General features: G+C 72.5%; 20 protein-coding genes. 13 read left to right on the top strand and 7 right to left on the bottom strand.

Annotated features, from left to right (window positions below; genetic code table 11):
• Positions 1–62: 62 nt before the first annotated feature.
• A complete protein-coding gene (locus AB0O21_RS22375) occupies positions 63–1,655 on the bottom strand; it encodes an MFS transporter (protein WP_365173009.1) in 1,593 nt (530 codons plus the stop codon).
• A 116-nt stretch (positions 1,656–1,771) separates the two neighbouring features.
• Between AB0O21_RS22375 and AB0O21_RS22370 the strand changes: the two genes are divergently transcribed.
• The 3 genes from AB0O21_RS22370 to AB0O21_RS22360 all read left to right on the top strand — a co-directional run bounded on the left by AB0O21_RS22370 (position 1,772) and on the right by AB0O21_RS22360 (position 4,710).
• Positions 1,772–2,401 carry a TetR family transcriptional regulator gene (locus AB0O21_RS22370; protein ID WP_365173008.1) on the top strand — a complete coding sequence of 210 codons (630 nt, stop codon included), beginning with the start codon at positions 1,772–1,774 and terminating at the stop codon, positions 2,399–2,401.
• Between the two features lie 245 nt (positions 2,402–2,646).
• A complete protein-coding gene (locus AB0O21_RS22365; RefSeq protein WP_365173064.1) occupies positions 2,647–3,807 on the top strand; it encodes an alpha/beta hydrolase in 1,161 nt (386 codons plus the stop codon).
• Between the two features lie 66 nt (positions 3,808–3,873).
• Positions 3,874–4,710, top strand: coding sequence for a DUF4429 domain-containing protein (locus AB0O21_RS22360; protein ID WP_365173006.1), 837 nt, complete (start codon positions 3,874–3,876; stop codon positions 4,708–4,710).
• Between the two features lie 192 nt (positions 4,711–4,902).
• Here AB0O21_RS22360 and AB0O21_RS22355 read toward each other — a convergent pair whose 3' ends face one another.
• Positions 4,903–5,934 carry an aldo/keto reductase gene (locus AB0O21_RS22355; RefSeq protein WP_365173004.1) on the bottom strand — a complete coding sequence of 344 codons (1,032 nt, stop codon included), beginning with the start codon at positions 5,932–5,934 and terminating at the stop codon, positions 4,903–4,905.
• Complete coding sequence (locus tag AB0O21_RS22350) at positions 5,931–6,314, bottom strand: MerR family transcriptional regulator (protein ID WP_365173002.1); 384 nt, start codon at positions 6,312–6,314, stop codon at positions 5,931–5,933. The genes AB0O21_RS22355 and AB0O21_RS22350 overlap by 4 nt, the downstream gene beginning before the upstream one ends.
• A gap of 60 nt (positions 6,315–6,374) precedes the next feature.
• Here AB0O21_RS22350 and AB0O21_RS22345 point away from each other — a divergent pair, with 60 nt between their 5' ends.
• A complete protein-coding gene (locus AB0O21_RS22345; RefSeq protein WP_365173062.1) occupies positions 6,375–7,193 on the top strand; it encodes a serine hydrolase domain-containing protein in 819 nt (272 codons plus the stop codon).
• Between the two features lie 157 nt (positions 7,194–7,350).
• On the opposite strand, the gene AB0O21_RS22340 is transcribed toward AB0O21_RS22345, so the two are convergent.
• Positions 7,351–8,007, bottom strand: a complete 657-nt coding sequence (locus AB0O21_RS22340; RefSeq protein WP_365173000.1) for a pirin family protein — start codon at positions 8,005–8,007, stop codon at positions 7,351–7,353.
• Positions 8,008–8,087: 80 nt separating this feature from the next.
• Between AB0O21_RS22340 and AB0O21_RS22335 the strand changes: the two genes are divergently transcribed.
• From AB0O21_RS22335 to fabF, 5 genes are all read left to right on the top strand, one after another.
• Positions 8,088–9,305 carry a helix-turn-helix domain-containing protein gene (locus AB0O21_RS22335; protein ID WP_365172998.1) on the top strand — a complete coding sequence of 406 codons (1,218 nt, stop codon included), beginning with the start codon at positions 8,088–8,090 and terminating at the stop codon, positions 9,303–9,305.
• A gap of 89 nt (positions 9,306–9,394) precedes the next feature.
• The gene (locus tag AB0O21_RS22330; protein WP_365172997.1) at positions 9,395–10,312 is read left to right on the top strand and encodes an ACP S-malonyltransferase; all 918 of its coding nucleotides are present in this window, start codon (positions 9,395–9,397) and stop codon (positions 10,310–10,312) included.
• A 19-nt stretch (positions 10,313–10,331) separates the two neighbouring features.
• Complete coding sequence (locus tag AB0O21_RS22325; protein ID WP_365172996.1) at positions 10,332–11,336, top strand: ketoacyl-ACP synthase III; 1,005 nt, start codon at positions 10,332–10,334, stop codon at positions 11,334–11,336.
• Positions 11,337–11,390: 54 nt separating this feature from the next.
• On the top strand, positions 11,391–11,639 hold the full coding sequence (locus tag AB0O21_RS22320; RefSeq protein ID WP_365172995.1) for an acyl carrier protein: 249 nt from the start codon (positions 11,391–11,393) through the stop codon (positions 11,637–11,639).
• Positions 11,640–11,718: 79 nt separating this feature from the next.
• A complete protein-coding gene (gene fabF, locus AB0O21_RS22315; RefSeq protein ID WP_365172993.1) occupies positions 11,719–12,984 on the top strand; it encodes a beta-ketoacyl-ACP synthase II in 1,266 nt (421 codons plus the stop codon).
• Positions 12,985–13,044: 60 nt separating this feature from the next.
• On the opposite strand, the gene AB0O21_RS22310 is transcribed toward fabF, so the two are convergent.
• Complete coding sequence (locus AB0O21_RS22310) at positions 13,045–13,539, bottom strand: DUF3145 domain-containing protein (protein ID WP_031150765.1); 495 nt, start codon at positions 13,537–13,539, stop codon at positions 13,045–13,047.
• 248 nt (positions 13,540–13,787) lie between these two features.
• Here AB0O21_RS22310 and AB0O21_RS22305 point away from each other — a divergent pair, with 248 nt between their 5' ends.
• Entirely contained in the window at positions 13,788–14,684 is an 897-nt protein-coding gene (locus AB0O21_RS22305; RefSeq protein ID WP_365172992.1) for an SGNH/GDSL hydrolase family protein, read from the top strand.
• Positions 14,685–14,791: 107 nt separating this feature from the next.
• Here AB0O21_RS22305 and AB0O21_RS22300 read toward each other — a convergent pair whose 3' ends face one another.
• Positions 14,792–17,269, bottom strand: a complete 2,478-nt coding sequence (locus AB0O21_RS22300; protein ID WP_365172990.1) for a glycoside hydrolase family 3 C-terminal domain-containing protein — start codon at positions 17,267–17,269, stop codon at positions 14,792–14,794.
• A gap of 153 nt (positions 17,270–17,422) precedes the next feature.
• Here AB0O21_RS22300 and AB0O21_RS22295 point away from each other — a divergent pair, with 153 nt between their 5' ends.
• From AB0O21_RS22295 to AB0O21_RS22285, 3 genes are all read left to right on the top strand, one after another.
• Complete coding sequence (locus AB0O21_RS22295) at positions 17,423–18,004, top strand: TetR/AcrR family transcriptional regulator (RefSeq protein WP_365172988.1); 582 nt, start codon at positions 17,423–17,425, stop codon at positions 18,002–18,004.
• 82 nt (positions 18,005–18,086) lie between these two features.
• On the top strand, positions 18,087–19,025 hold the full coding sequence (locus AB0O21_RS22290; RefSeq protein ID WP_365172986.1) for an endonuclease/exonuclease/phosphatase family protein: 939 nt from the start codon (positions 18,087–18,089) through the stop codon (positions 19,023–19,025).
• A 107-nt stretch (positions 19,026–19,132) separates the two neighbouring features.
• The gene (locus AB0O21_RS22285) at positions 19,133–20,257 is read left to right on the top strand and encodes a low temperature requirement protein A (protein WP_365172985.1); all 1,125 of its coding nucleotides are present in this window, start codon (positions 19,133–19,135) and stop codon (positions 20,255–20,257) included.
• On the opposite strand, the gene AB0O21_RS22280 is transcribed toward AB0O21_RS22285, so the two are convergent.
• Positions 20,254–21,084 carry an NAD(P)-dependent oxidoreductase gene (locus tag AB0O21_RS22280; protein ID WP_365172984.1) on the bottom strand — a complete coding sequence of 277 codons (831 nt, stop codon included), beginning with the start codon at positions 21,082–21,084 and terminating at the stop codon, positions 20,254–20,256. The genes AB0O21_RS22285 and AB0O21_RS22280 overlap by 4 nt on opposite strands.
• Positions 21,085–21,136 lie beyond the last annotated feature (52 nt).

The following is a 21,136-nucleotide window of genomic DNA, read 5'->3' as shown; positions in this document are numbered from 1 at the left end:
TGATAGGCGACAGCCCCGCCGGAACCGTCCGGCGGGGCTGTCGTACGTACGGAGTTGACGCCTCAGACGTGGGCCGCGCCCGCGCCCTGGGCGGCGTTCTCGCCGCGCTTGGTGAAGCAGGCGACGACGGCGGCGAGGACCGCGACGACGCCCGCGACGGTGAAGGCGGTGCCCATGCCGTCCACGAACGTGCCGTGGGCGACGTCGGTGATCTTCTGCGCGATCTCGGCCGGGACTCCCTGGGGCACCGGCGCGATGCCGACCTGGACGCCCTTCTCCGCGAGCTCGGTCTGCTCCGGGGTGAGCGGGGGCAGTTCGGCGGCCCGCCAGTTGTCCCCGAACGAGTTGCCGACCGTACTGGCCATGACCGCGCCGAGGACGGCGGTGCCGAGGCTGCCGCCGACCTGCATGGCGGCCTGCTGGAGCCCGCCGGCCACGCCGGACAGCTCCAGCGGGGCGTTGCCGACGATGACCTCGGTGGCGCCGACCATGACGGGCGCGAGGCCGAAGCCGAGCAGCGCGAACCAGAGCGACATGGTGAGGGTGCCGGTGTCCGGGGTGAGCTGGGCCATCCCGAAGCAGGCGGCCGCGGTGGCGACCATGCCCGCGACGAGCGGGATGCGCGGGCCGAGCTTGGTGATGGCCGCGCCGGCCAGCGGCGAGCCGATGATCATCATGCCGGTCAGCGGGAGCAGGTGGAGGCCGCTGTCGACGGGGCTCATGCCGTGGACGTTCTGCAGGTAGAAGGTGACGAAGAACAGGCCGCCCATGAAGGCGAAGGCCATCAGCACCATCAGCACGGTGCCCGCGGACAGCGGCAGCGAGCGGAACATGCCCAGCGGGATCAGCGGTTCGGAGACCTTGGTCTCCCAGAACGTGAAGAGGAAGAAGCCGAGCACGGACGCGGCGAGGAACAGAAGCGTCCGGGAGTCGCCCCAGCCCCATTCCGCGGCCTTGATCAGGGCCCAGATGAGGGAGAACATCGCGGCCGACAGCAGCAGGATCCCGAGGACGTCGAAGGAGCGCGGGGCGTTCTCCGCCCGGTGGTCGACCAGGATGAACAGGCCGAAGATCAGCGCGACGATGCCGACGGGCACGTTGATGAAGAACACGGACTGCCAGCTGACGTGCTCGACGAGCAGGCCGCCGACGATCGGCCCGGCCGCGGTCGAGGCGCCGATGACCATGCCCCAGATGCCGATGGCCATGTTGAGCTTCTCGGCCGGGAAGGTGGCGCGCAGCAGGCCGAGCGCGGCGGGCATCAGCAGCGCGCCGAACAGGCCCTGGGCGACGCGGAATCCGATGACGAGCTCGACTCCGGTGGACAGGCCGATCGCGGCGGAGGAGAGCGCGAAGCCCGCGATGCCTATGAGGAAGGTCTGGCGGTGGCCGAAGCGGTCGCCGAGCTTGCCCGCGGTGATGAGCGAGACCGCGAGGGCGAGCAGGTAGCCGTTGGTGATCCACTGCACCTCCGCGAGCGAGGCGTTCAGGTCCTGCTGGATCGCGGGGTTGGCGACGGCGACGATCGTGCCGTCGAGGGTGACCATCATGACGCCGATGGCCACGGCGAACAGGGTGAACCATGGATGGCCACGCAACCCGGAGCGGACCGGTGAGGTCCCCGCTTCCTTGGCCAGGGTGATCTGACTAGTCATGCGGACAGGCTAGTGACAGCGACTGACACTTCACAGACGGCTTAACGAGACGGTCACTGTCAGGTCTGTCACAGGTACCCTGACCGCTCACTCAGGCAGAGAGGACCCCTCCGGTGATGGGCGGACTGCGCGAGCGCAAGAAGCGGCGCACCCGGGACGCGCTGCTGCGCGCCGCCCTGCTGCTCTTCGCAGACCAGGGGTACGAGCAGACCACGGTCGACGAGATCACCGATTCCGTGGCCGTGTCCCAGCGCACCTTCTTCCGCTACTTCGCCAACAAGGAGGAAGTGGCCTTCGCCGTCCAGGACCTCGTCGAGTCGCACTTCGTGGCGGCACTGCGGTCCCGGCCGGCCGGGGAAGGCCCCTTCGAGGCGATGCGGGCGGCGGTGCTCGACGCGTGGGACACCCTCGACGAGGCCATCTCGGAGGTGGTCCCGGTCGACCTGTACATGCGCACCTACCAGTTGATCGAGTCGACCCCGGCGCTGCTCGCGGTGCACCTGCGGCGCTCGACGGAGCTGGAGGAACGGGTCGCCCGGCTGATCGCGGAACGCGAGGGACTGGACGTGGAAGCCGACCCGCGACCGCGGGTGGCTGTCGCCGCGTTCACCGGCGTGATGCGGGTCACGGGACGGCTCTGGGGCCAGGGCGAGGACACCAGCGTGGCGGCGATCCGGCGGATGACGGAGGCCTACCTCGACCAGATCGGCCCCGCCCTCTCCACTGCGTGGCGCCCGCCGGTGTGATCACAACAGCGGCCTGCCGGCCGTCCCGGGTGACCTGCGTCACCCCCCGGCCGGGAACCCCCAACGGGCCGCCGCCGGGCGGGCGTACGGGTACCACGGTCGGACGTGAAGCCCGTCACCCGGCACGCCGCAGGCTGAAGGCGTCTCATACGCTGGTCGTAGTGAACGTGCCCGGCCTCGCCCACCCCCCCGCCCCCGGCGCCGACCCGCGCCCTGCCGCCCTGCGTGTGCTGCTCGCGCTCGCGGTGGTCTTCGTGCTGCTCGCCACCACCGGCTGGACGGCCGTGCACCGCCCCGAGGGCGGGACCCCGCTGCGGGCGGCCGCGCTCGCCGCCTGGGCGAGCGCCCGGATCGACGGCCGCCCCGTGCCGGCCGCGGACGCGGACGCGTCGACCGTGGCCCACTTCTTCGCCGGCCTCGACGGCGTCCAGCGGACCCGCCTCGCCGAGGCCTACCCCCTCGTCGTCGGCAACCTCGACGGCGCCCCCGCAGCCACCCGCTACCGGGCCAACCTGCTCGGCCTCCAGCAGGCCGGCCGGGTCGAGGAGGCCCGCAGCCGCGACGTCGCCCTCACCCCCGCCGACCGCGCGACGGCCACCCGCCGCTCCCACCGCTTCGCCTCGCTCGCCGAGCCCGGCCGGCAGATCCTCGCCTTCGACCCCACCGGCAGCGGCCTGGTCGCCGAGGTCTTCGGCGACCTCGACCGGGCCCGCCGGGTCTCGGTGATCGTCCCCGGCGTCGACACCGACGTGATCACCTTCGAGCGCACCCAGCGCCAGTTCACCGCCCCCGTCGGCATGGCCGAGTCCCTGTACGAGGCCCAGCGCGCGGCGGCGCCCCGCAGCCGGACGGCGGTCATCGCCTGGGCCGGCTACACCGCCCCCACCGGGGTCGGCATGGACGCCGCCACCGGCCACATGGCCGTCGACGGCGCCGTCCGGCTGAAGTCGTTGACCGCGGCCCTGCCCGGGGACTCCGGCGTGGCGCTGTTCTGCCACAGCTACGGATCGGTGGTGTGCGGGGTCGCCGCGCGTGAACTGCCCGCCCGGGTGACGGACATCGTGGTGGCCGGCAGCCCCGGCATGCGCGCGCAGAACGTCGCCGGACTGCACACCTCGGCGCGGGTCTGGGCCACCCGGGACGAGGGCGACTGGATCGCGGACGTACCGCACCTGGAGGTCGGCGGGCTGGGCCACGGCGCCGACCCGGTGTCGCCGGACTTCGGCGCGCGGCTGCTCTCCTCGGCCGGCGCCAAGAGCCACACCGGCTATTTCACGCCAGGCACGGATTCGTTGCGCAACTTCGCCGAGGTCGGAAGCGGCGCGTTCGGTTCCATCGGCTGCGCGACCGGGGACGACGCGTGCCGCCGCGGAATTTCCGGGGCAGAGCAGGACCGACGCGCGTAGAGGGCCGGAAATCGGTCCCCGCAGCGAGGGGGACGCGCGGGGGCGCCTCCCTTTACGATGTGCCGCATGGGTGACGTACTGGCCGGAAACCATGCCGTCTGGGAGTTCGACCTCGACTCGGACTCGGTGCTCATCCGCTTCGCACGGGGGATGCGAACGCCAAGGCTCTTCCACGCCCTCGGCCCGCGCCGGATCCCCCTGGAAGCGGTGTCCGCGGTGACCGTGACCGCCGGGAAGCGCGACTCCGTGGTGCTGCGTGCCGTCCCGCGGCCGGGCGCGGACCCGCTGATGGAGGCAGCCGCCGGGCAGCTGCGGGAGGCCTGCGACCCGTACCGGCTGGTGCTGCCGGGCGAACGGGCCCCGCACGCCGCCGCCTTCGCCGACGCGCTGCTGTCGCGGCTGGGGCCGGATCCGGCCGAGCCGGCGGAGCGCTTCCTGGTGGACGCGCCCCGGCCGCCGCTGTACTTGAAGGCGTACGACGCGCGGGTGGGCTTCGACGGGTCGGCGATCGATTTCCGCTGGTCCCGTACGGGCGCCACGAGCACCAAGTGGAAGGCCTGCGACCAGCGTTACCCGATCGCCGCGCTCACCGGCGTGGAGTGGCGCTCCCCCGAAGGGCCCGGCGGCCACCTGCGGCTGCTGCTGCGGGACGCCGCGGGGGATCCCCGGCCGAGCCACGACCTGGCGGCGGCCGTGTTCGCCGTCGGGTACGGGGCGGTGCACGAGTCGCTGCCGTTCGCCGCGGCGGTGCTCGCCGCGGTGCGGGGGCGGGCCGCGGTGTCCTCGGTGCCGGGGGCTCGCGCGGGCGACCGGCTTCATCACCTGAGCGAGCTGCACAGCGCGGGGCTGCTCACGGACGCCGAGTACGTCGCACTGCGGGATCGTTTCTCCGCCGAGGCGTAACCGCTGCGCGGAGCCTCTCCCCGCCCCGCCCTTCCACCGTTCCCCGGGCTCCGCCCGGACCCGCGCCTCAAACGCCGGCGAGGCTGAAATTGCCCTGCGGGCAATCCAGCCGCGCCTGGCGGGCGGCACCAGCCACATCCAGCCCCGCCGGCGTTTGAGGCGCGGGGTCTGGGGCGGAGCCCCAGGAGGCCGTCAGGCTTCCCGGGGGACCGACGTGAAGGCCATGTCCGGGTAGCGGTCCCCCGCGACGCCGGCGGCGATCGGCTCCAAGAGGGCGAGCTCTGCCCCCGTCAGGGTGATCCCCGTCGCGGCCGCGTTCTCGCGGAGGCGGGCCGGACGGCGGGTGCCCGGGATCGGGATCACCGTCAGCCCGTGCACCTCCGCCCGCTGCTGCACCCAGGCCAGCGCGATCTGCGCCGCGCTCGCGCCGCGCCCCGCCGCGACCTCCCGGACGGGGGCCAGCAGGTCCGCGTTGGCCTTCGCGTTGTCCCCGCTGAAGCGGGGCTGGGCCCGGCGGAAGTCCCCCTCGGAGAGCTCCGCGGCGGCGTCCGCGAAGGCCCCGGCCAGGAAGCCGCGCCCCAGCGGGGAGTACGGCACGAAGGCCACGCCCAGTTCCGCCGCCGCGCCCACCGCGCTGCGCTCCACGTCCCGGCTGAAAAGCGACCACTCGGACTGCAGCGCCGCGATCGGGTGCACGGCGTACGCCTCCCGCAGCTCCGCCCCGGTGACCTCGCTCAGCCCCAGGTGGCGCACCTTCCCCTCCTGTACCAGCTCGGCCATGGCTCCCACCGATTCGGCGAGCGGTACGGCCGGGTCGCGGCGGTGCATGTAGTAGAGGTCGATGACGTCGACGCCGAGCCGCCGCAGGCTGCCCTCGACGCAGCTCCGTACGTAGGCGCGGTCGTTGCGGATCCGCCGGTTCCGGGGGTCGTCGTCGGTGCGCTCGATGGCGAACTTCGTGGCGAGGGTGATCTCGTCCCGGTGCGCCGCCACGAAGGGCGCGAGGAACTCCTCGTTCGCGCCGCGCCCGTAGACGTCGGCCGTGTCGAAGAGGGTGACCCCGGCGGCGAGCGCCGCCTCCAGGGTCGCGCGGGCCGCCGTCTCGTCGGTGCGCCCGTACCACTCGCTCATGCCCATGCAGCCGAGGCCCTGGACTCCGACCAGTGGGCCGCCCCTGCCGAGCTCTGCCTGCTCGATCCGCTCGATCTTCTTCCGCTCCGTCATGGCCGTGCCCTCCCCGAGTAGATGCCGATCTTGTAGTCCAGTACGGCGAGCGCGTCCGTCAGCTCCGTGAGCCGCGCCCGCACCTCGCTCCGCGTCCGTTCCAGCAGCGCGCGGCGCTCGTCGAAGGTGTGGTCCCCCTCGCGCACCAGCTCGGCGTAGCGGACCATGTCCGCCACCGACATCCCGGTGGCCCGCAGCTTGCCGACGAAGGACAGCCAGCGCAGGTCCTCGTCGCTGAAACGGCGCTGTCCCGAGTGGGAGCGGTCCACGTGCGGCATCAGGCCGATCCGCTCGTACCAGCGCAGGGTGTGCTGGGTCAGGCCGGTCCGGGCCTCGACCTCGCTGATCGTGTACCGCGTCTGCGTCAGGCTCTGGCTCATGGCCCCACGCTAAAACCCTTGAGTGCACTCCAGGCAAGTAGGCTCGGCGGCATGGACAGCATGGAAAGCCTGCGGATCATCGAGACCTGGCCGGTGGACACGGCCGCGGCGGCCGTCGTACGCGCCGACGGGAGCCTGGCCGGCTCCCACGGGCCCGTCGGCCACCGCTTCCCCCTGGCCTCGGTGACCAAGCCGCTCGCCGCCTACGCCGCCCTCGTCGCGTACGAGGAGGGGGCGATCGAGCTCGACGAGCCGGCCGGGCCCGAGGGGTCGACGGTCCGTCACCTCCTCGCGCACACCAGCGGTCTGGCCTTCGACGAGCACCGGGTGACGGCCCCGCCCGGGGACCGCCGGCTGTACTCGAACGCCGGTTTCGAGGTGCTCGGCGACCACATCGCCAAGGCCACCGGGATCCCCTTCGCCGAGTACCTGCACCAGGCGGTCTTCGAGCCGCTCGGCATGGTCTCCAGCAGCCTGGAGGGCTCCCCCGCCAAGGACGGCGTCTCCACCGTCGCCGACCTGCTGCTCTTCGCCGCCGAACTGCAGGCGCCCCGGCTGCTCGACGTCCGCACGGTCGCGGAGGCCACCTCGGTCGTCCACCCCGGCCTCAAGGGCGTCCTGCCGGGCTACGGGCACCAGTCCCCCAACGACTGGGGGCTCGGCATGGAGATCCGCGACGGCAAGTCCCCGCACTGGACGGGCGCTTCCTCCTCGCCGCGCACCTTCGGCCACTTCGGCCAGTCGGGCACCTTCCTGTGGGTGGACCCGGACGCCCGCGCCGCGTGCGTGGCCCTGACGGACCGGGCCTTCGGCCCGTGGGCCGTCGCGGCCTGGACCCCCTTCACCGACGCGGTCCTCGCGGAGCTCCGCCGGTCCTAGTGCTGTGACCGGCAAGGTTCACCGGGTCACGGCGCCCGGCACGGCACCTCGCTGCGTTGTCGGACCGCGCAAGTACGTCCAGTACGAGCCGCGGCCCTCCGCCTTGCGATGCACCGCACCGGACACCGCGACCCGGCAAACCTTTCCGGCCACAGCACTAGCCGGGCAGTTCCCAGATCAGCAGCTCCCCCGGGGATCCGGCCGTGACCACCAGGCCCTCCTCGCCGGTGATCCGCACGGAGTCCCCGGGGCCGAGCTCGGCCCCATCCAGGCGCAGGTCCCCGCGGACCACGTGCACGTACACCCGCTCCGCGGCCGGTACGGGGACCCGCTCCCCCGCGCCCGGACGCCGGACGTGCAGGACGGCGCCGGCCGCGGGGATCTCGTACGCCGTCCCGTCCGGGATGCCGCCGACCACCTCGTACGAGGGCTCCCCGCCGGCCGTGAGCGGCGCGAGCCACATCTGCACGAAGCGCAGCGGCCGCTCGCCGTCGTTGCGCTCCACGTGCCGGGCCCCGGAGCCGGCGCTGAGCCGCTGGACGTCCCCGGGCCGGACCAGGCCCTTCTCGCCCGTGCTGTCCTCGTGGGTGAGTTCGCCCTCGACCACCCAGGTGACGATCTCGGTGTGGCTGTGCGGGTGCTCGTCGAATCCGGCGCCCGCGGCGAGGGTCTCCTCGTTGCAGGCCAGGACGGGTCCGAAGCGCAGGTTGTCCGGATCGTAGAAGGCCCCGAAGGAGAAGGCGTGGCGGCTGCTGATCCCGGCGGCCGGGTCCCCGCCCTCGTACCGGTCCGTACCGCGGCGCACATCAATCATGGGAGCCACCGTAGCGCCGGCGTGGCGGCGGGCACGGGACCGGACTCCGCGCAGCCCCGCCGATAAGGCAGTCTTGTCACGTGCCCCAACCCGAACGTGAGCATTCCCCCGCGACACAAGCCGCGCATCCCGCTCCCGCCCATCCGCACGCCGCGACGCTGCGCCGACTGGAGAAGTCCTCCGGCCGGCTCGCCGCCAACGCGATCGCGCGCATGGACGAGACCCTGCCGTGGTACCGGGCGATGCCCCCGGAGAACCGGTCCTGGATCGGCCTGGTCGCGCAGGCCGGCATCGCCGCGTTCACGGAGTGGTTCCGGCACCCCGAGACCCCGCAGGCGATCTCCACCGACGTGTTCGGGACGGCTCCGCGCGAGCTGACCCGGGCGATCACCCTGCGCCAGACGGTGGAGATGGTCCGCACCACGATCGAGGTCATGGAGGCCGCGATCGAGGAGGTGGCGGCCCCGGGCGACGAGTCGATCCTGCGCGAGGCGCTGCTGGTCTACGCCCGGGAGATCGCCTTCGCGACGGCCCAGGTGTACGCGCAGGCCGCCGAGGCGCGCGGCGCGTGGGACGCCCGGCTGGAGTCCCTCGTCGTCAACGCGGTGCTGTCCGGCGAGGCCGACGAGGGTGCGCTGTCGCGCGCGGCGGCGCTCGGCTGGAACTCTCCGGAGCACGTGTGCGTGGTGCTCGGCACCGCGCCGGAGGGAGACAGCGAGCTCACCGTCGAGGCGATCCGGCGGGCGGCCCGCCACCACAAGCTCCAGGTCCTCACAGGCGTGCTGGGCGACCGTCTGGTCGTCATCGCGGGCGGCAGCGACAACCCGATCCAGGTCGCGAAGTCCCTGATCGGGCCCTTCGCGGCCGGTCCGGTCGTGGCCGGTCCGGTGGTGCCCGACCTGCTGAACGCGACGAAGTCGGCGCAGGCCGCGGCGGCCGGGCTGAAGGCCTGCACGGCCTGGCAGGACGCCCCGCGACCGGTGCTGGCGGACGATCTCCTGCCGGAGCGGGCCATCGCCTCGGATCCAGCTGCCCGCGAGCAGCTGGTGGAGGAGATCTACAGACCGCTGGAGGAGGCGGGGTCGGCGCTGCTGGAGACGCTGAGCGTCTACCTGGAGCAGGCCAGCAGCCTCGAAGGCGCGGCGCGCATGCTGTTCGTGCACCCCAACACGGTGCGCTACCGGCTGCGACGTGTGACCGACGTCACCGGGTGGTCGCCTTCGGATGTCCGCTCGGCGTTCACGCTGCGGATCGCCCTGATTCTGGGGCGCCTGGCCGACGGAGATCCCCAGTCCTAGACTTTTGTCGGACATCAACAATTACCCCGACCGTTCTTGGTCCCTGTCCCCACGGGCGGCAGGGACCATCCACAAGAGAGAGTGTGAGGGTGCTCGTACTCGTCGCTCCCGGCCAAGGCGCTCAGACGCCCGGCTTCCTGACTCCCTGGCTCGACCTTCCCGGTGCCGCCGACCGCGTCGCCGCGTGGTCGGACGCCATCGGGCTGGACCTCGCCCACTACGGCACGAAGGCTGACGCCGACGAAATCCGCGACACGGCCGTGGCACAGCCGCTGCTGGTCGCCGCGGGTCTGCTGTCCGCTTCGGCACTGGGTTCCACCTCGGCCTTCGGTGCCGTCTCGGGCCACAGCGTCGGTGAGATCACCGCCGCCGCGGTCGCGGGCGTGCTGTCCGAGGCCGACGCGCTGTCCTTCGTCCGGACGCGCGGCCTGGGCATGGCGGAGGCCGCCGCGGTCACCGAGACCGGCATGGCCGCAGTCCTCGGTGGCGACCGCGACGTCGTCGTCGCCCACCTGGAGAAGCTGGGCCTGACCCCGGCCAACATCAACGGAGCGGGCCAGATCGTGGCCGCCGGCACCATGGAGCAGATCGCCGCTCTGGAGGCCGAGAAGCCCGAAGGCTCCATGAAGGTCGTCGCCCTCAAGGTCGCGGGCGCCTTCCACACGCACCACATGGCCCCGGCCGTCGCCACGCTGGAGGAGGCCGCGAAGGCCCTCTCCCCGGCGGACCCGGCGCTGAAGTACGTCTCCAACAAGGACGGCCTCGTCGTCACTTCGGGCGCCGATGTCGTCGCCCGCCTGGTCGGCCAGGTCGCGAACCCGGTCCGCTGGGACCTGTGCATGGAGACGTTCGGCGAGCTGGGCGTCACGGGAATCATCGAGCTCTGCCCCGGCGGCACCCTGACGGGCCTGGCCAAGCGCGCGCTGAAGGGCGTGCCGAGCGTGGCCCTGAAGACGCCGGACGATCTCGACAAGGCCGCGGCGCTCGTCGCCGAGCAGTCGGCCTGAGCGAAGGAGCCCACACAGCATGTCAAAGATCAAGCCGGCCAAGGGCTCCCCGTACGCCCGCATCCTCGGCGTCGGCGGCTACCGCCCGGCCCGTGTGGTGCCCAATGAGGTCATCCTGGAGACGATCGACTCGTCCGACGAGTGGATCCGCTCCCGTTCCGGCATCGCGACGCGTCACTGGGCCTCGCCCGAGGAGACCGTCGCCGCGATGTCGGTGGAGGCCTCCGGGAAGGCGCTGGCCGACGCCGGCGTCTCGCCCGAGCAGATCGGTGCGGTGATCGTCTCGACGGTCTCGCACTTCAAGCAGACCCCCGCCGTCGCGACCGAGATCGCGCACCGGATCGGCGCGCCCAAGCCCGCCGCCTTCGACATCTCCGCCGGCTGCGCCGGGTTCGGCTACGGCCTGACCCTGGCCAAGGGCATGGTGGTCGAGGGCTCGGCGCAGTACGTGCTCGTCATCGGTGTGGAGCGGCTTTCGGACCTGACCGACCTGGAGGACCGCGCGACGGCCTTCCTGTTCGGTGACGGCGCCGGCGCAGTGGTCGTCGGTCCCGCGGACGAGCCGGCCATCGGCCCCACGGTGTGGGGTTCGGAGGGCGACAAGTCCGAGACCATCAAGCAGACCGTGCCGTGGGACGAGTACGCCGGCAAGGACGGCGGCGAGAAGTTCCCGGCCATCACGCAGGAGGGTCAGGCGGTCTTCCGCTGGGCCGTCTTCGAGATGGCCAAGGTGGCCCAGCAGGCGCTCGACGCCGCCGGGATCACCGCGGAGGACCTGGACGTCTTCATCCCGCACCAGGCAAACATGCGGATCATCGACTCGATGGTGAAGACTCTGAAGCTGCCGGACCACGTGACGGTCGCCCGTGACGTGGAAACCACCGGCAACACCTCGGCCGCCTCGATCCCGCTCGCTATGGAGCGGCTCCTGGCGACCGGAGCGGCGAAGAGCGGCGACACCGCGCTCGTCATCGGCTTCGGGGCGGGACTCGTCTACGCCGCGACGGTCGTTACCCTCCCCTAGGGCCGGGATCCTTTCCCGCCCTGTTCCACTCAGTAGCTATAGAAGGAGCGCCACATGGCCGCCACGCAGGAAGAGATCATCGAGGGTCTCGCGGAGATCGTCAACGAGATCGCGGGCATCCCCGTCGAGGACGTCGAGGCCGGCAAGTCCTTCACCGACGACCTGGACGTCGACTCGCTGTCCATGGTCGAGGTCGTCGTCGCCGCCGAAGAGCGCTTCGACGTCAAGATCCCGGACGAGGACGTCAAGAACCTCAAGTCGGTCGGCGACGCCGCGGACTACATCCTGAAGCACCAGGCCTGAGCCTGACGAGCGTTTGTCGCCACCCGGCGGTGGCGCCGTGACAATTCAGCACCCCCTGAGACGTGGAGAAAGAATTCCTGTGAGCCCGACCAATCGCACCGTGGTCGTCACCGGTATCGGCGCAACCACTCCGCTGGGTGGCGACAGCGCTTCGACCTGGGAAGGTCTGCTTGCCGGCCGTTCCGGCGTGAAGCCCCTCGAGGGTGAGCGCTTCGCCGAACTCCCGGTCCGCATCGCCGCCCCGGTCGCCGTGGACCCGAGCGAGGTCCTGCCCCGCCCGCTGGCCCGCAAGCTGGACCGCTCGGCGCAGTTCGCCGTCATCGCGGCCCGTGAGGCCTGGGCCGACGCGGGTTACACCGCCCCGGCCGGCGAGGACGAGTCCATCGTCCCCGAGCGCCTGGGCACCGTCATCGCCTCCGGCATCGGCGGCGTGACGACCCTGCTCGACCAGTACGACGTACTGAAGGAGAAGGGTGTGCGCCGGGTCTCCCCGCACACCGTCCCCATGCTGATGCCGAACGGCCCCTCGGCCAACGTCGGCCTGGAGGTCAACGCCCGTGCGGGCGTGCACACTCCGGTCAGCGCCTGCGCCTCCGGCGCCGAGGCCATCGGCTACGCCGTCGAGATGATCCGTACCGGCCGTGCCGACGTGGTCGTCGCGGGCGGCACCGAGGCGGCGATCCACCCGCTGCCGATCGCCGCGTTCGCCAACATGATGGCGATGTCCAAGAACAACGAGAACCCGACCACGGCCTCCCGCCCGTACGACAAGGCCCGTGACGGCTTCGTCCTGGGCGAGGGCGCGGGCGTCGTGATCCTCGAGTCCGCCGAGCACGCCGCCGCGCGTGGCGCCCGGGTCTACTGCGAGGTGCTGGGCCAGGGCCTGTCCGCGGACAGCCACCACATCGCGCAGCCGGAGCCGACGGGCCGCGGTGTCGCGGCCGCCGTGCAGAACCTGCTCGACAACACGGGTCTCGACCCGGCCGAGCTGGTCCACGTGAACGCGCACGCCACGTCGACCCCGCAGGGTGACACGGCCGAGCTGAAGGCCCTGCGCAAGGTGCTGGGCGACGACCTCGACCACATCGCGATCTCCGCGACGAAGTCGATGACCGGTCACCTGCTCGGTGGCGCCGGCGGCATCGAGACCGTGGCGACCGTGCTGGCGCTGTACCACCGGCTGGCCCCGCCGACGATCAACTGCGACGACCTGGACGAGGACATCGACGCGGACATCGTCCGCGACGAGCCGCGCAAGCTGCCGGCCGACGGCCCGATCTCCGCGATCAACAACTCCTTCGGCTTCGGCGGTCACAACGTGACCCTCGCCTTCCGAAGCGTCTGACGGACAACGTGAAGGGCCCCTCCCGGCATCTGCCGGGAGGGGCCCTTCACGTTGTCCGGGTTACACGACCTGGTGGAGCCAGCGGACCGGGGCGCCCTCGCCCGCGTAGCGGAAGGGCTCCAGTTCGTCGTCCCAGGGCTTGCCGAGCAGCTTGGCGATCTCCGCCTCCAGGTCGGTCTCGCCGCGGGCGGACCGGGCGAGGGCGGCGCGCAGCCGGTCCTCCGGGATCAGGATGTCGCCGTGCATGCCGGTGACGGCGTGGAAGATGCCCAGTTCCGGGGTGGAGCTGTAGCGCTCGCCCTCGGAGGTCGGGCAGGGCTCCGCGGTCACCTCGAAGCGCAGCAGGTGCCAGCCGCGCAGTGCGGAGGCGAGCTTCGAGGCGGTGCCCGCTTCGGCCTGCCAGGAGAACTCGGCTCTCCAGGTGCCGGGGGAGGCGGGCTGCCGGATCCAGTCGAGGTTCACCCGCACCCCGAGCACGCCCGCAACAGCCCATTCCACGTGCGGGCAGAGCGCGCGCGGTGCGGAATGCACGTACAGAACTCCACGTGTCGTCACCTGGACCTCCAGTGTAGGACGAGGTCGGGAATAAACTCCAGAAAACGGACAGTATGTGACGTGATGTAATGTAACGGAAATTATTTGACATTGCGCTACGGGACCTGCGGCCGAAACGCCACGGGAAAAAGCTACCGTGCGCCAGGGGTCATGGTGTGACGTACGGTCGCTCCGAGGCCCGTAAACACAGAGCTTTCACTCAGCAGGACCCCCCGGGGCACGCGGGGCGACGAGGAGGGGACCCACCCATGCGCACCACCCCCGCACGCCGACGCGCGCGCCGCGCAATCGCGGGCGCGGGCGCGGCGGCCGCGCTGCTGGCCGGGGCGATCACCGGGTGCAGCTCGGGCGGGTCGGGCGACGAGGGCGGCCAGGGCGCGCAGGCCGCGCCGCGCTGGAACACGGCGCCCGCCTCCATCGCGGCGGTGGGCGACTCGATCACCCGTGGTTTCGACGCCTGTTCGGTCCTGGCCGACTGCCCCGAGGTCTCCTGGGCCACGGGCAACGACCCGGCGGTGCGGTCCCTGGCCACGCGCCTCATCGGGGACGCCGAGGCGCCCGCGCGCAGCTGGAACTACGCGGTGACCGGCTCGCGCATGGCGGACCTGCCGGCGCAGCTGGCCGGCGCGGCCGGGCACAAGCCCGAGCTGGTCACGGTCATGGTGGGCTCCAACGACGCCTGCCGGCCCACGGCTTCGTCGATGACTCCGGTGGCGGATTTCCGGGCCGGTTTCGAGAAGGCCCTGGCGGGTCTGAGGGCCGCCTCGCCGGCCTCCCAGGTGTACGTCTCCAGCGTGCCTGACCTCCAGCGGCTGTGGGAGCAGGGCAAGGACAGCCCGATGGTCCGGCAGATCTGGAAGCTGGGCATCTGTCAGTCGATGCTCGCCGATCCGCTGGCGGCGGGGACGGGCGCGACGGCCCGGCGGGAGCAGGTGCGGGCGCGGGTGGTGGAGTACAACGAGGTGCTGCGCGAGGTCTGCGCGAAGGACGCGCTGTGCCGTTACGACGGCGGCGCGGTGTTCCAGTACCCCTTCTCGGCGGATCAGTTGAGCCGCTGGGACTGGTTCCACCCGGGCAAGGACGGGCAGGCGCGGCTCGCGGAACTGGCGCACCGACAGGTGACGGCGGCCGAACCGCCGCGTTGACGCTCATATGCGCGAAGGACCGGGGAAGGGGGTCAGGACCCTCCCCCGGTCCGGCTTCTCACCGGCCCCGACAGGGGTGATTTCCGGCCATACGGTGTGTCAGCGTGTCACGCGAGGTCGAGCGTCGCCGTCAGCCGCGTGTCTCCGTGCGAGTGGCTCGCGCGGACCTCGTAGGCGCCGCCGATCCGCCGCCAGCCGCGGACTTCCTCGTCCCAGATCTCGAAGGCCCGGGCGGGCAGGGCGATCTCGGTCTCGACGCTCTCGCCGGGGCCCGCCTCGACGCCCGCGAAGGCGGCCAGCCAGCTCGCCGGGCGCTCCACGGTCGCGCTCTGCGCGCTGTCGGACGCAGTGTCGACCGGGGCGAGGTAGACCTGCACGACCTCGCGGCCCGGCCGGGTGCCGGTGTTCGTGAGGCGGACGCGGACCGTGTCGGCGGTGGCCTCCAGGGACTCGTACGCCCAGTCGGTGTAGCCGAGGCCGTGCCCGAAGGGGAAGGCGGGCTCGACCGACTGGGCCTCGTAGGCCCGGTAGCCGATGAACAGCCCCTCGGTGTACTCCAGGCGCCCGTCGGTGGGGACGACCTCGGTGACGGGCGCGTCGGCGAACCGGGCGGGCCAGGTGGTGGGCAGCCGCCCGCCCGGCTCCTCCTTCCCGAGGAGTACGTCGGCCAGCGCGGCCCCGCCCTCCTGTCCGGGGAACCAGGTCAGGAGCACGGCGGCGACCTCGTCGCGCCACGGCAGCTCGACCGGGGAGCCGGCGTTGACCACGACGACGGTGTGGGGGTTGGCGGCGGCGACGGCGCGGACCAGGTCGTTCTGACGGCCCGGCAGCTCCAGGTCCTTGCGGTCGAAGCCCTCGGACTCCACGCGCTCGGTGGTGGCGACGACCACGACGGCGGTGTCGGCGGCTCGGGCGGCCGCCACGGCCTCGGCGATCAGCTCGTCGGCCTCGCGCTGCGGGCCGAGGTGGAGCAGGGAGAACATGATGGCCTTGAGCGGCAGGGCGGTCGTGTCGGGGACCTGGTAGGTCAGCGACACCTCGACCGGTTCGCCCTCGGTGAGGGTGACCCGGCCCCGCTCGCTGGGCGCGCCGAAGAAGGCCTCGAAGGGGTCGGCCTCGCTGCCCAGTTCCTGGACGCCCTCCCACAGGGTCTCGCCGCCGACGGTGAGGGTGAAGGCGCCGAGCCCGCGGGTGCCGAAGGCGTGTTCGCCGTTCTCGCGCGGCAGGAACGTTCCGGTGACCTCGATGCTCGCCATGGTCTCGTACGAGGCGCCCTCGGGCAGGTCGTCGCCGATCCACTGGACCTGGCCCGAGGGCAGGCTGCCTTCGCCGAGGACGGCGCCGGAGGCGTCGCGGCAGACGGCGCGCAGCTCGAAGCCCTGGCCGGCGGGGGTGAGTTCGTCCGAGGGGTCGGCGCCGATGGTGTAGGTGAGCGCCCCTTCGGGGAGGGCGGCGGTGAGGCCGTCGAGCGGGGAGACGATCCGCTCGGGAAAGACGGTGGCGGAGCCGCCGCCGAGGACGCGGGCGTCGCGGGCCGCGGCGCCGATGAGGGCGACGGTGCGGCCGGCGGCGGCGTCGAGCGGCAGCGCACCGTTCTCGTTGCGCACGAGGACGAAGCCGCGGACGGCGAGTTCGCGGGCCAGTTCCTGGCCGTCGATCGGTGCGGGCGCCTCGCCGACCACGGCGGGGGCGCCTTCCAGGGCGCCGACGCGGGCCGCGAGGCGCAGTACGTTGCGGACGGCCGTGTCGACGGCGGACTCGGGGACCTCCCCGGCGCGCACGGCTTCGGCGAGGGCGGGTCCGTAGACGGTCTGCGGGCCGGGCATGGCCACGTCCATGCCGCCGAGGATGTCCCCACTGGTGGAGCGGGCGGCCATCCAGTCGGACACGTTGTAGCCGTCGAAGCCCCACTCGGCGCGCAGGACGTCGTTGACCAGGTACTGGTGCTCGGTCATCGTCGTGCCGTTGACCCGGTTGTAGGCGGTCATGATGCCCCACGGGTGGGCGTTGGCGACGATGGCCTCGAAGGGCGCCAGGTACAGCTCGCGCAGCGGGCGCGGGGCGATGACGCTGTCGACGGTGAACCGCTCGGTCTCGGCGTCGTTGCCGACGAAGTGCTTGACGGTGGTGCCGACGCCGCCGTCCTGGACGCCGCTGACGTAGCCGGTGCCGATGGCGCCGGTGAGGTAGGGGTCCTCGGAGTAGCACTCGAAGTGCCGGCCGCCGAGCGGGGAGCGGTGCAGGTTGACCGTGGGGGCGAGGAGGACGTGGACGCCCTTGCGGCGGGCCTCCTGGGCGAGGAGCCGGCCGGCCCGGCGGGCCAGCGCCGGGTCCCAGGCGGCGGCGAGCGCGGTGGGCGAGGGCAGGGCGATGGACGGGTCGTCGGCGGTCCAGCGCACGCCGCGCACCCCGATGGGGCCGTCGGACATGACGATCGACTCCAGCCCGATCTCGGGGATCGCGGGCAGGGACCACATGTCCTGGCCGGAAAGCAGGCGGGCCTTGGTGTCGAGATCCAGCTTGTCCAGAGCCGCTTCCACGGCGTCTTCACGGATCTGCTCGCGGGCCTGATCGGCATCGGTCACGGCCGTGCCTCCTCGTTGAGTGCGGTGCGGGTGCTGTGCGGTGCCCCCATCGTGGACCCGTTCCCTGTAGAGCGGTAGGGTTCGTAATGTGTTCGTGATGTGGGGATGACGTACGGTCCTGCTGAAGGCGGCGAAGGGAAGGGGTGCGGGGCGATGGTCCGAGCCAGGAGCGAGGAGCGCCGCGAGGAGATCGTCCTCGCGGCGCTCGAAGTGATCGCGGAGCGCGGCTACCGGGGCGCGTCCCTCGGCACGGTCGCCGAGCGCGTGGGCCTGACCCAGCAGGGGCTGCTGCACTACTTCCCGACCAAGGAGGCCCTGCTGGTCGCGGTGCTGGAGGAGCGCGACCGGTGGGACACGGGCGGCGGCTCGCGCGCCGCGGCAGGCAGCTGGCGCCTGGACCTGCTGGACTCGCTGGTCGAGTACAACGCCATGCGCCCGGGCATCGTGCAGACCTTCTCGGCACTGCTCGGCGAGAGCGTCACCGAGGGGCATCCGGCCCGCGCGTTCTTCACCGAGCGCTACCAGCAGGTCCGCGTGGAGATGGCGGCGATGCTGCGCGCCGAGTTCGGCGAGCGCCTCCCGTCGGGCCTCACCCCGGAGCAGGCGGCCCCGCTGCTGACGGCGGTCATGGACGGCCTGCAGTACCAGTGGCTCCTGGCCCCCGAAGCGGTGGACATGCCGGCCGCGTTCCGCTCCTTCCTCACCTTGTTGCGGGGCCCCGAGACCCGCCCGTGACCGGCGCCGGACCGGCGGATACCTTGATCGTCCATACGAACCGAGGACGAGGGGCGGCAGGTCCGTGGGAATGTCGGGACCGATGAAGAAGATCGCCGGGGCGGTGACCGCGCTGCTGCTGGCCGCAGCGCTCGGCACGCCCTCGGCCGCGGCCGCCGAGGCCGTAAGCGACTGGCCCGAGGCCGTACGCACCTGGCCCGAGGCCGGGTACGCCACGGCGAAGAACCTCCAGGTCATGTCGTGGAACATGTGCGGCTCGCAGCGCTCCACCTGGCACTGCGAGGGGACCGGCACGCCTCAGCAGAAGATCGACGTGGTCAAGTACCACGTGCAGAACAACTACGTCCACGCCGCGCTCCTCCAGGAAGTGTGCGAGGACGATCTCACCGAGCTGATGGCCCAGTTGGGCCCGGAGTGGAGCAAGAGCTTCGCCCCGTACCAGTGGTCCCAGGGCGCTTCCGGCAAGTGGAACAGCCGCTGCGGTGAGGACACCGGGCGGGCCGACCGCATCGGGACGGCGATCGTGCTCAAGGGCCAGCTGGCGGACGCCCGGGAGTACCCGCTGACACAGCCGTACGTCGGCCAGCAGCGGCCCTTCCAGTGCGCGACGGCGGTGTACTGGAACGTCCGGCTGTGCAACGTCCACCTCTCGCCCCTGGGCAGCAACCCGGACCACCCGACCTGGGACTATCGCGACGACCAGCTCGCGGAGATCAAGGCCATCGCGAGCACCTTCCCCAGGACGGTCTTCGGCGGGGACTTCAACGCGCTGCCCCCGGACGACCCGAACAACAAGGACGCCTGGGTGTGGCCCGCCGGCCTCTACTCCACCGGTCCGGGCACCGAGGGCTACCAGGAGTGCGACCAGACGGGCGCCTCGCGCACCGGCCGGGCCACCCACGGCTCCGGCGTGAAGATCGACTACCTCTTCAGCAGTGAGACCCGGCGCTGGTGCGCGGTGGCCGACTCGGCCTTCTCCGACCACCACGTCGTGATCGAGTCCGTGGCCGTCCCCGCCTGACGGACCGGGCCGGAGGAACGCCGGGGCCCTGATGCGGGGCCCCGGCGCACGGCCGCGCGATCCGCCCGTGCATCCTTCTCCCGACGGCCTACCGGGGGGAGTTCGGGATGGAGACGGAAAAGAAGGTCGCGTGGTCGGAGCTGTTCTTCGACCTCGTGCTGGTGTTCGCCGTGACCCAGGTCTCGGCGCTGCTGCACCACGACCACGGCTGGAGCGGCACCGGACGGGCGGTGATCGCCTTCGTCCCCATCTACTGGGTGTGGGTCGGCAACACCGTGTACTCCAACACCCATGACGCGGACCGGCCGCTGAACCGGCTCGCGCTCTTCGGCGCCGGGCTCTGCGGCCTGATGATGGCCCTGGCCCTGCCCGACGCCTTCGGGGACCGCGGACCGCTGTTCGCCGGGGCCTACTTCTGCGCCCGCCTGCTCCTCGCGGCGCTGGCTCACGGCGGCCGAGGGCGCCCCAAGGTGACTCCGGCGATCCTGTCGGTGCTGATCAGCGGCCCGCTGCTGCTGGCCGGCGGGTTCCTCGACGGAGGGGCCCGGACGGGGCTGTGGGCGCTGGCCGCCGCCGTGGACCTGGCCGCGCCCCGGCTGACGCGCCGCAACATGATGCGCCTGGACTTCGACTCGGGCCATCTCGCGGAGCGGTTCGGCCTGTTCGTGATGATCGCGCTGGGCGAGTCGATCGTGGCGGTCGGCGCCCCGGTGGCCTCCGCCCCGACGCTCGGGGCCGGCTCGCTCGCGGCCGTCGCGATGGCGTTCGTACTGGTCTGCAGCCTGTGGTGGGTGTACTTCCACCTGGCCGCGGGCGCGGTCCGGCACGGGCTGGAGACCGCGGACGTACGGGCGGACGTGGCCCGGCAGGTCCTCTCGTACGGCCACCTCTCGCTGATCGCCTCGATCATCGCGGTGGCCGTCGGCATGGCCGAGGCCGTCGCCCACCCCGGCGAACGGCTCCCGCTCGGCGTGGCCGCCCTCCTCTACGGGGGCTGCGCCCTCTACCTCGCCACCTTCGGGTACACGCGCTGGCACCTGTTCCGGTCCTGGTCGCTGACCCGGCTGGTGACCGCCGCGGCCACCCTGGCCCTGCTGCCGGCGGCCGTACTGCTGCCCTCGCTGGGCGCCCTGGCGCTGCTGACCGCCGTGGTGACCGCCCTCAACCTGACGGAACTCGCCCTCGTCCGCGGCCGCGGCGACCTCCCCGGCGGGCCGGCCCCCACCAGCTAAGGGCGGATGCGGGAGAGGTCCTGGCCGGCGAGGTCCGGGCGGGCCGTGAGGGTGGCGCGCACCGCCTCCAGGATCGGGAGCGGGGCCCGCCCGGTCGCCAGGGCCACGTCCTTCGCGGCCAGGGCCACCGGGAAGTGGGAGGCGTCCGCGAACGTGCGGGCCACCGCGCCCGCCAGCGGCCCGCGGGCCAGTTCGGCGCGGACCAGCTCCTCGGGCAGGCCCAGCTCCCGGCCGAGCAGCAGCGCCTCGGACACCAGGCCGACGCCGCCGACCACCGCGTTGATCAGCACCAGCTTGAGCGCGGCGCCCGCACCGGCCGGGCCGCACTCGGTGACCTGGCCGAGCTCGGCCAGCACCGTGCGGACTTGGCCGGGCAGCGGTCCCCCGGCGAGCACCCACAACTCCCCCGTGGCCGCCCGGTCCACGCTCCCCATCACGGGCGCGTCGGTCAGGGTCACCCCCGCGGGCAGCCGGCCCGCCAGCTCGTGCACGGCCTCGGGGCCGACCGTCGAGGTGTCTATCCAGTGGACGCCGGGCCGCAGGGCGGGCAGCACGTCCTCGGCGACGGCCCGCAGGGCCGCCGGGTCGGCCAGCATCGTGATGACGAGGTCCGCCCCCCGGACCGCCTCGGCGGGGGTGCCGGCGACGGCCGCGCCGGCCTCCCGAAGGCTCCGCGCCCTGCCCGGCGTCCGGTTCCACACCGTCAGTGCGTGGCCCCTGCCCAGCAGGTGACGGGCCATCGGGGCGCCCATGTTCCCGAGGCCAAGGAAGGCGATCTTCTGCGCTGTCCGGGACTGCGCCTGCGTCTGCGTCTGCGTCTGCTCCATGCCTCGACGCTAGATCCCGCTCTGGCATGCGACAAGCGAATGTCTAGCATGG

Origin of the sequence: Streptomyces sp. NPDC091371, assembly GCF_040684275.1 — a bacterium.
Lineage (GTDB): Bacteria > Actinomycetota > Actinomycetes > Streptomycetales > Streptomycetaceae > Streptomyces.
This window is presented reverse-complemented; position numbering and strand designations above follow the sequence as displayed.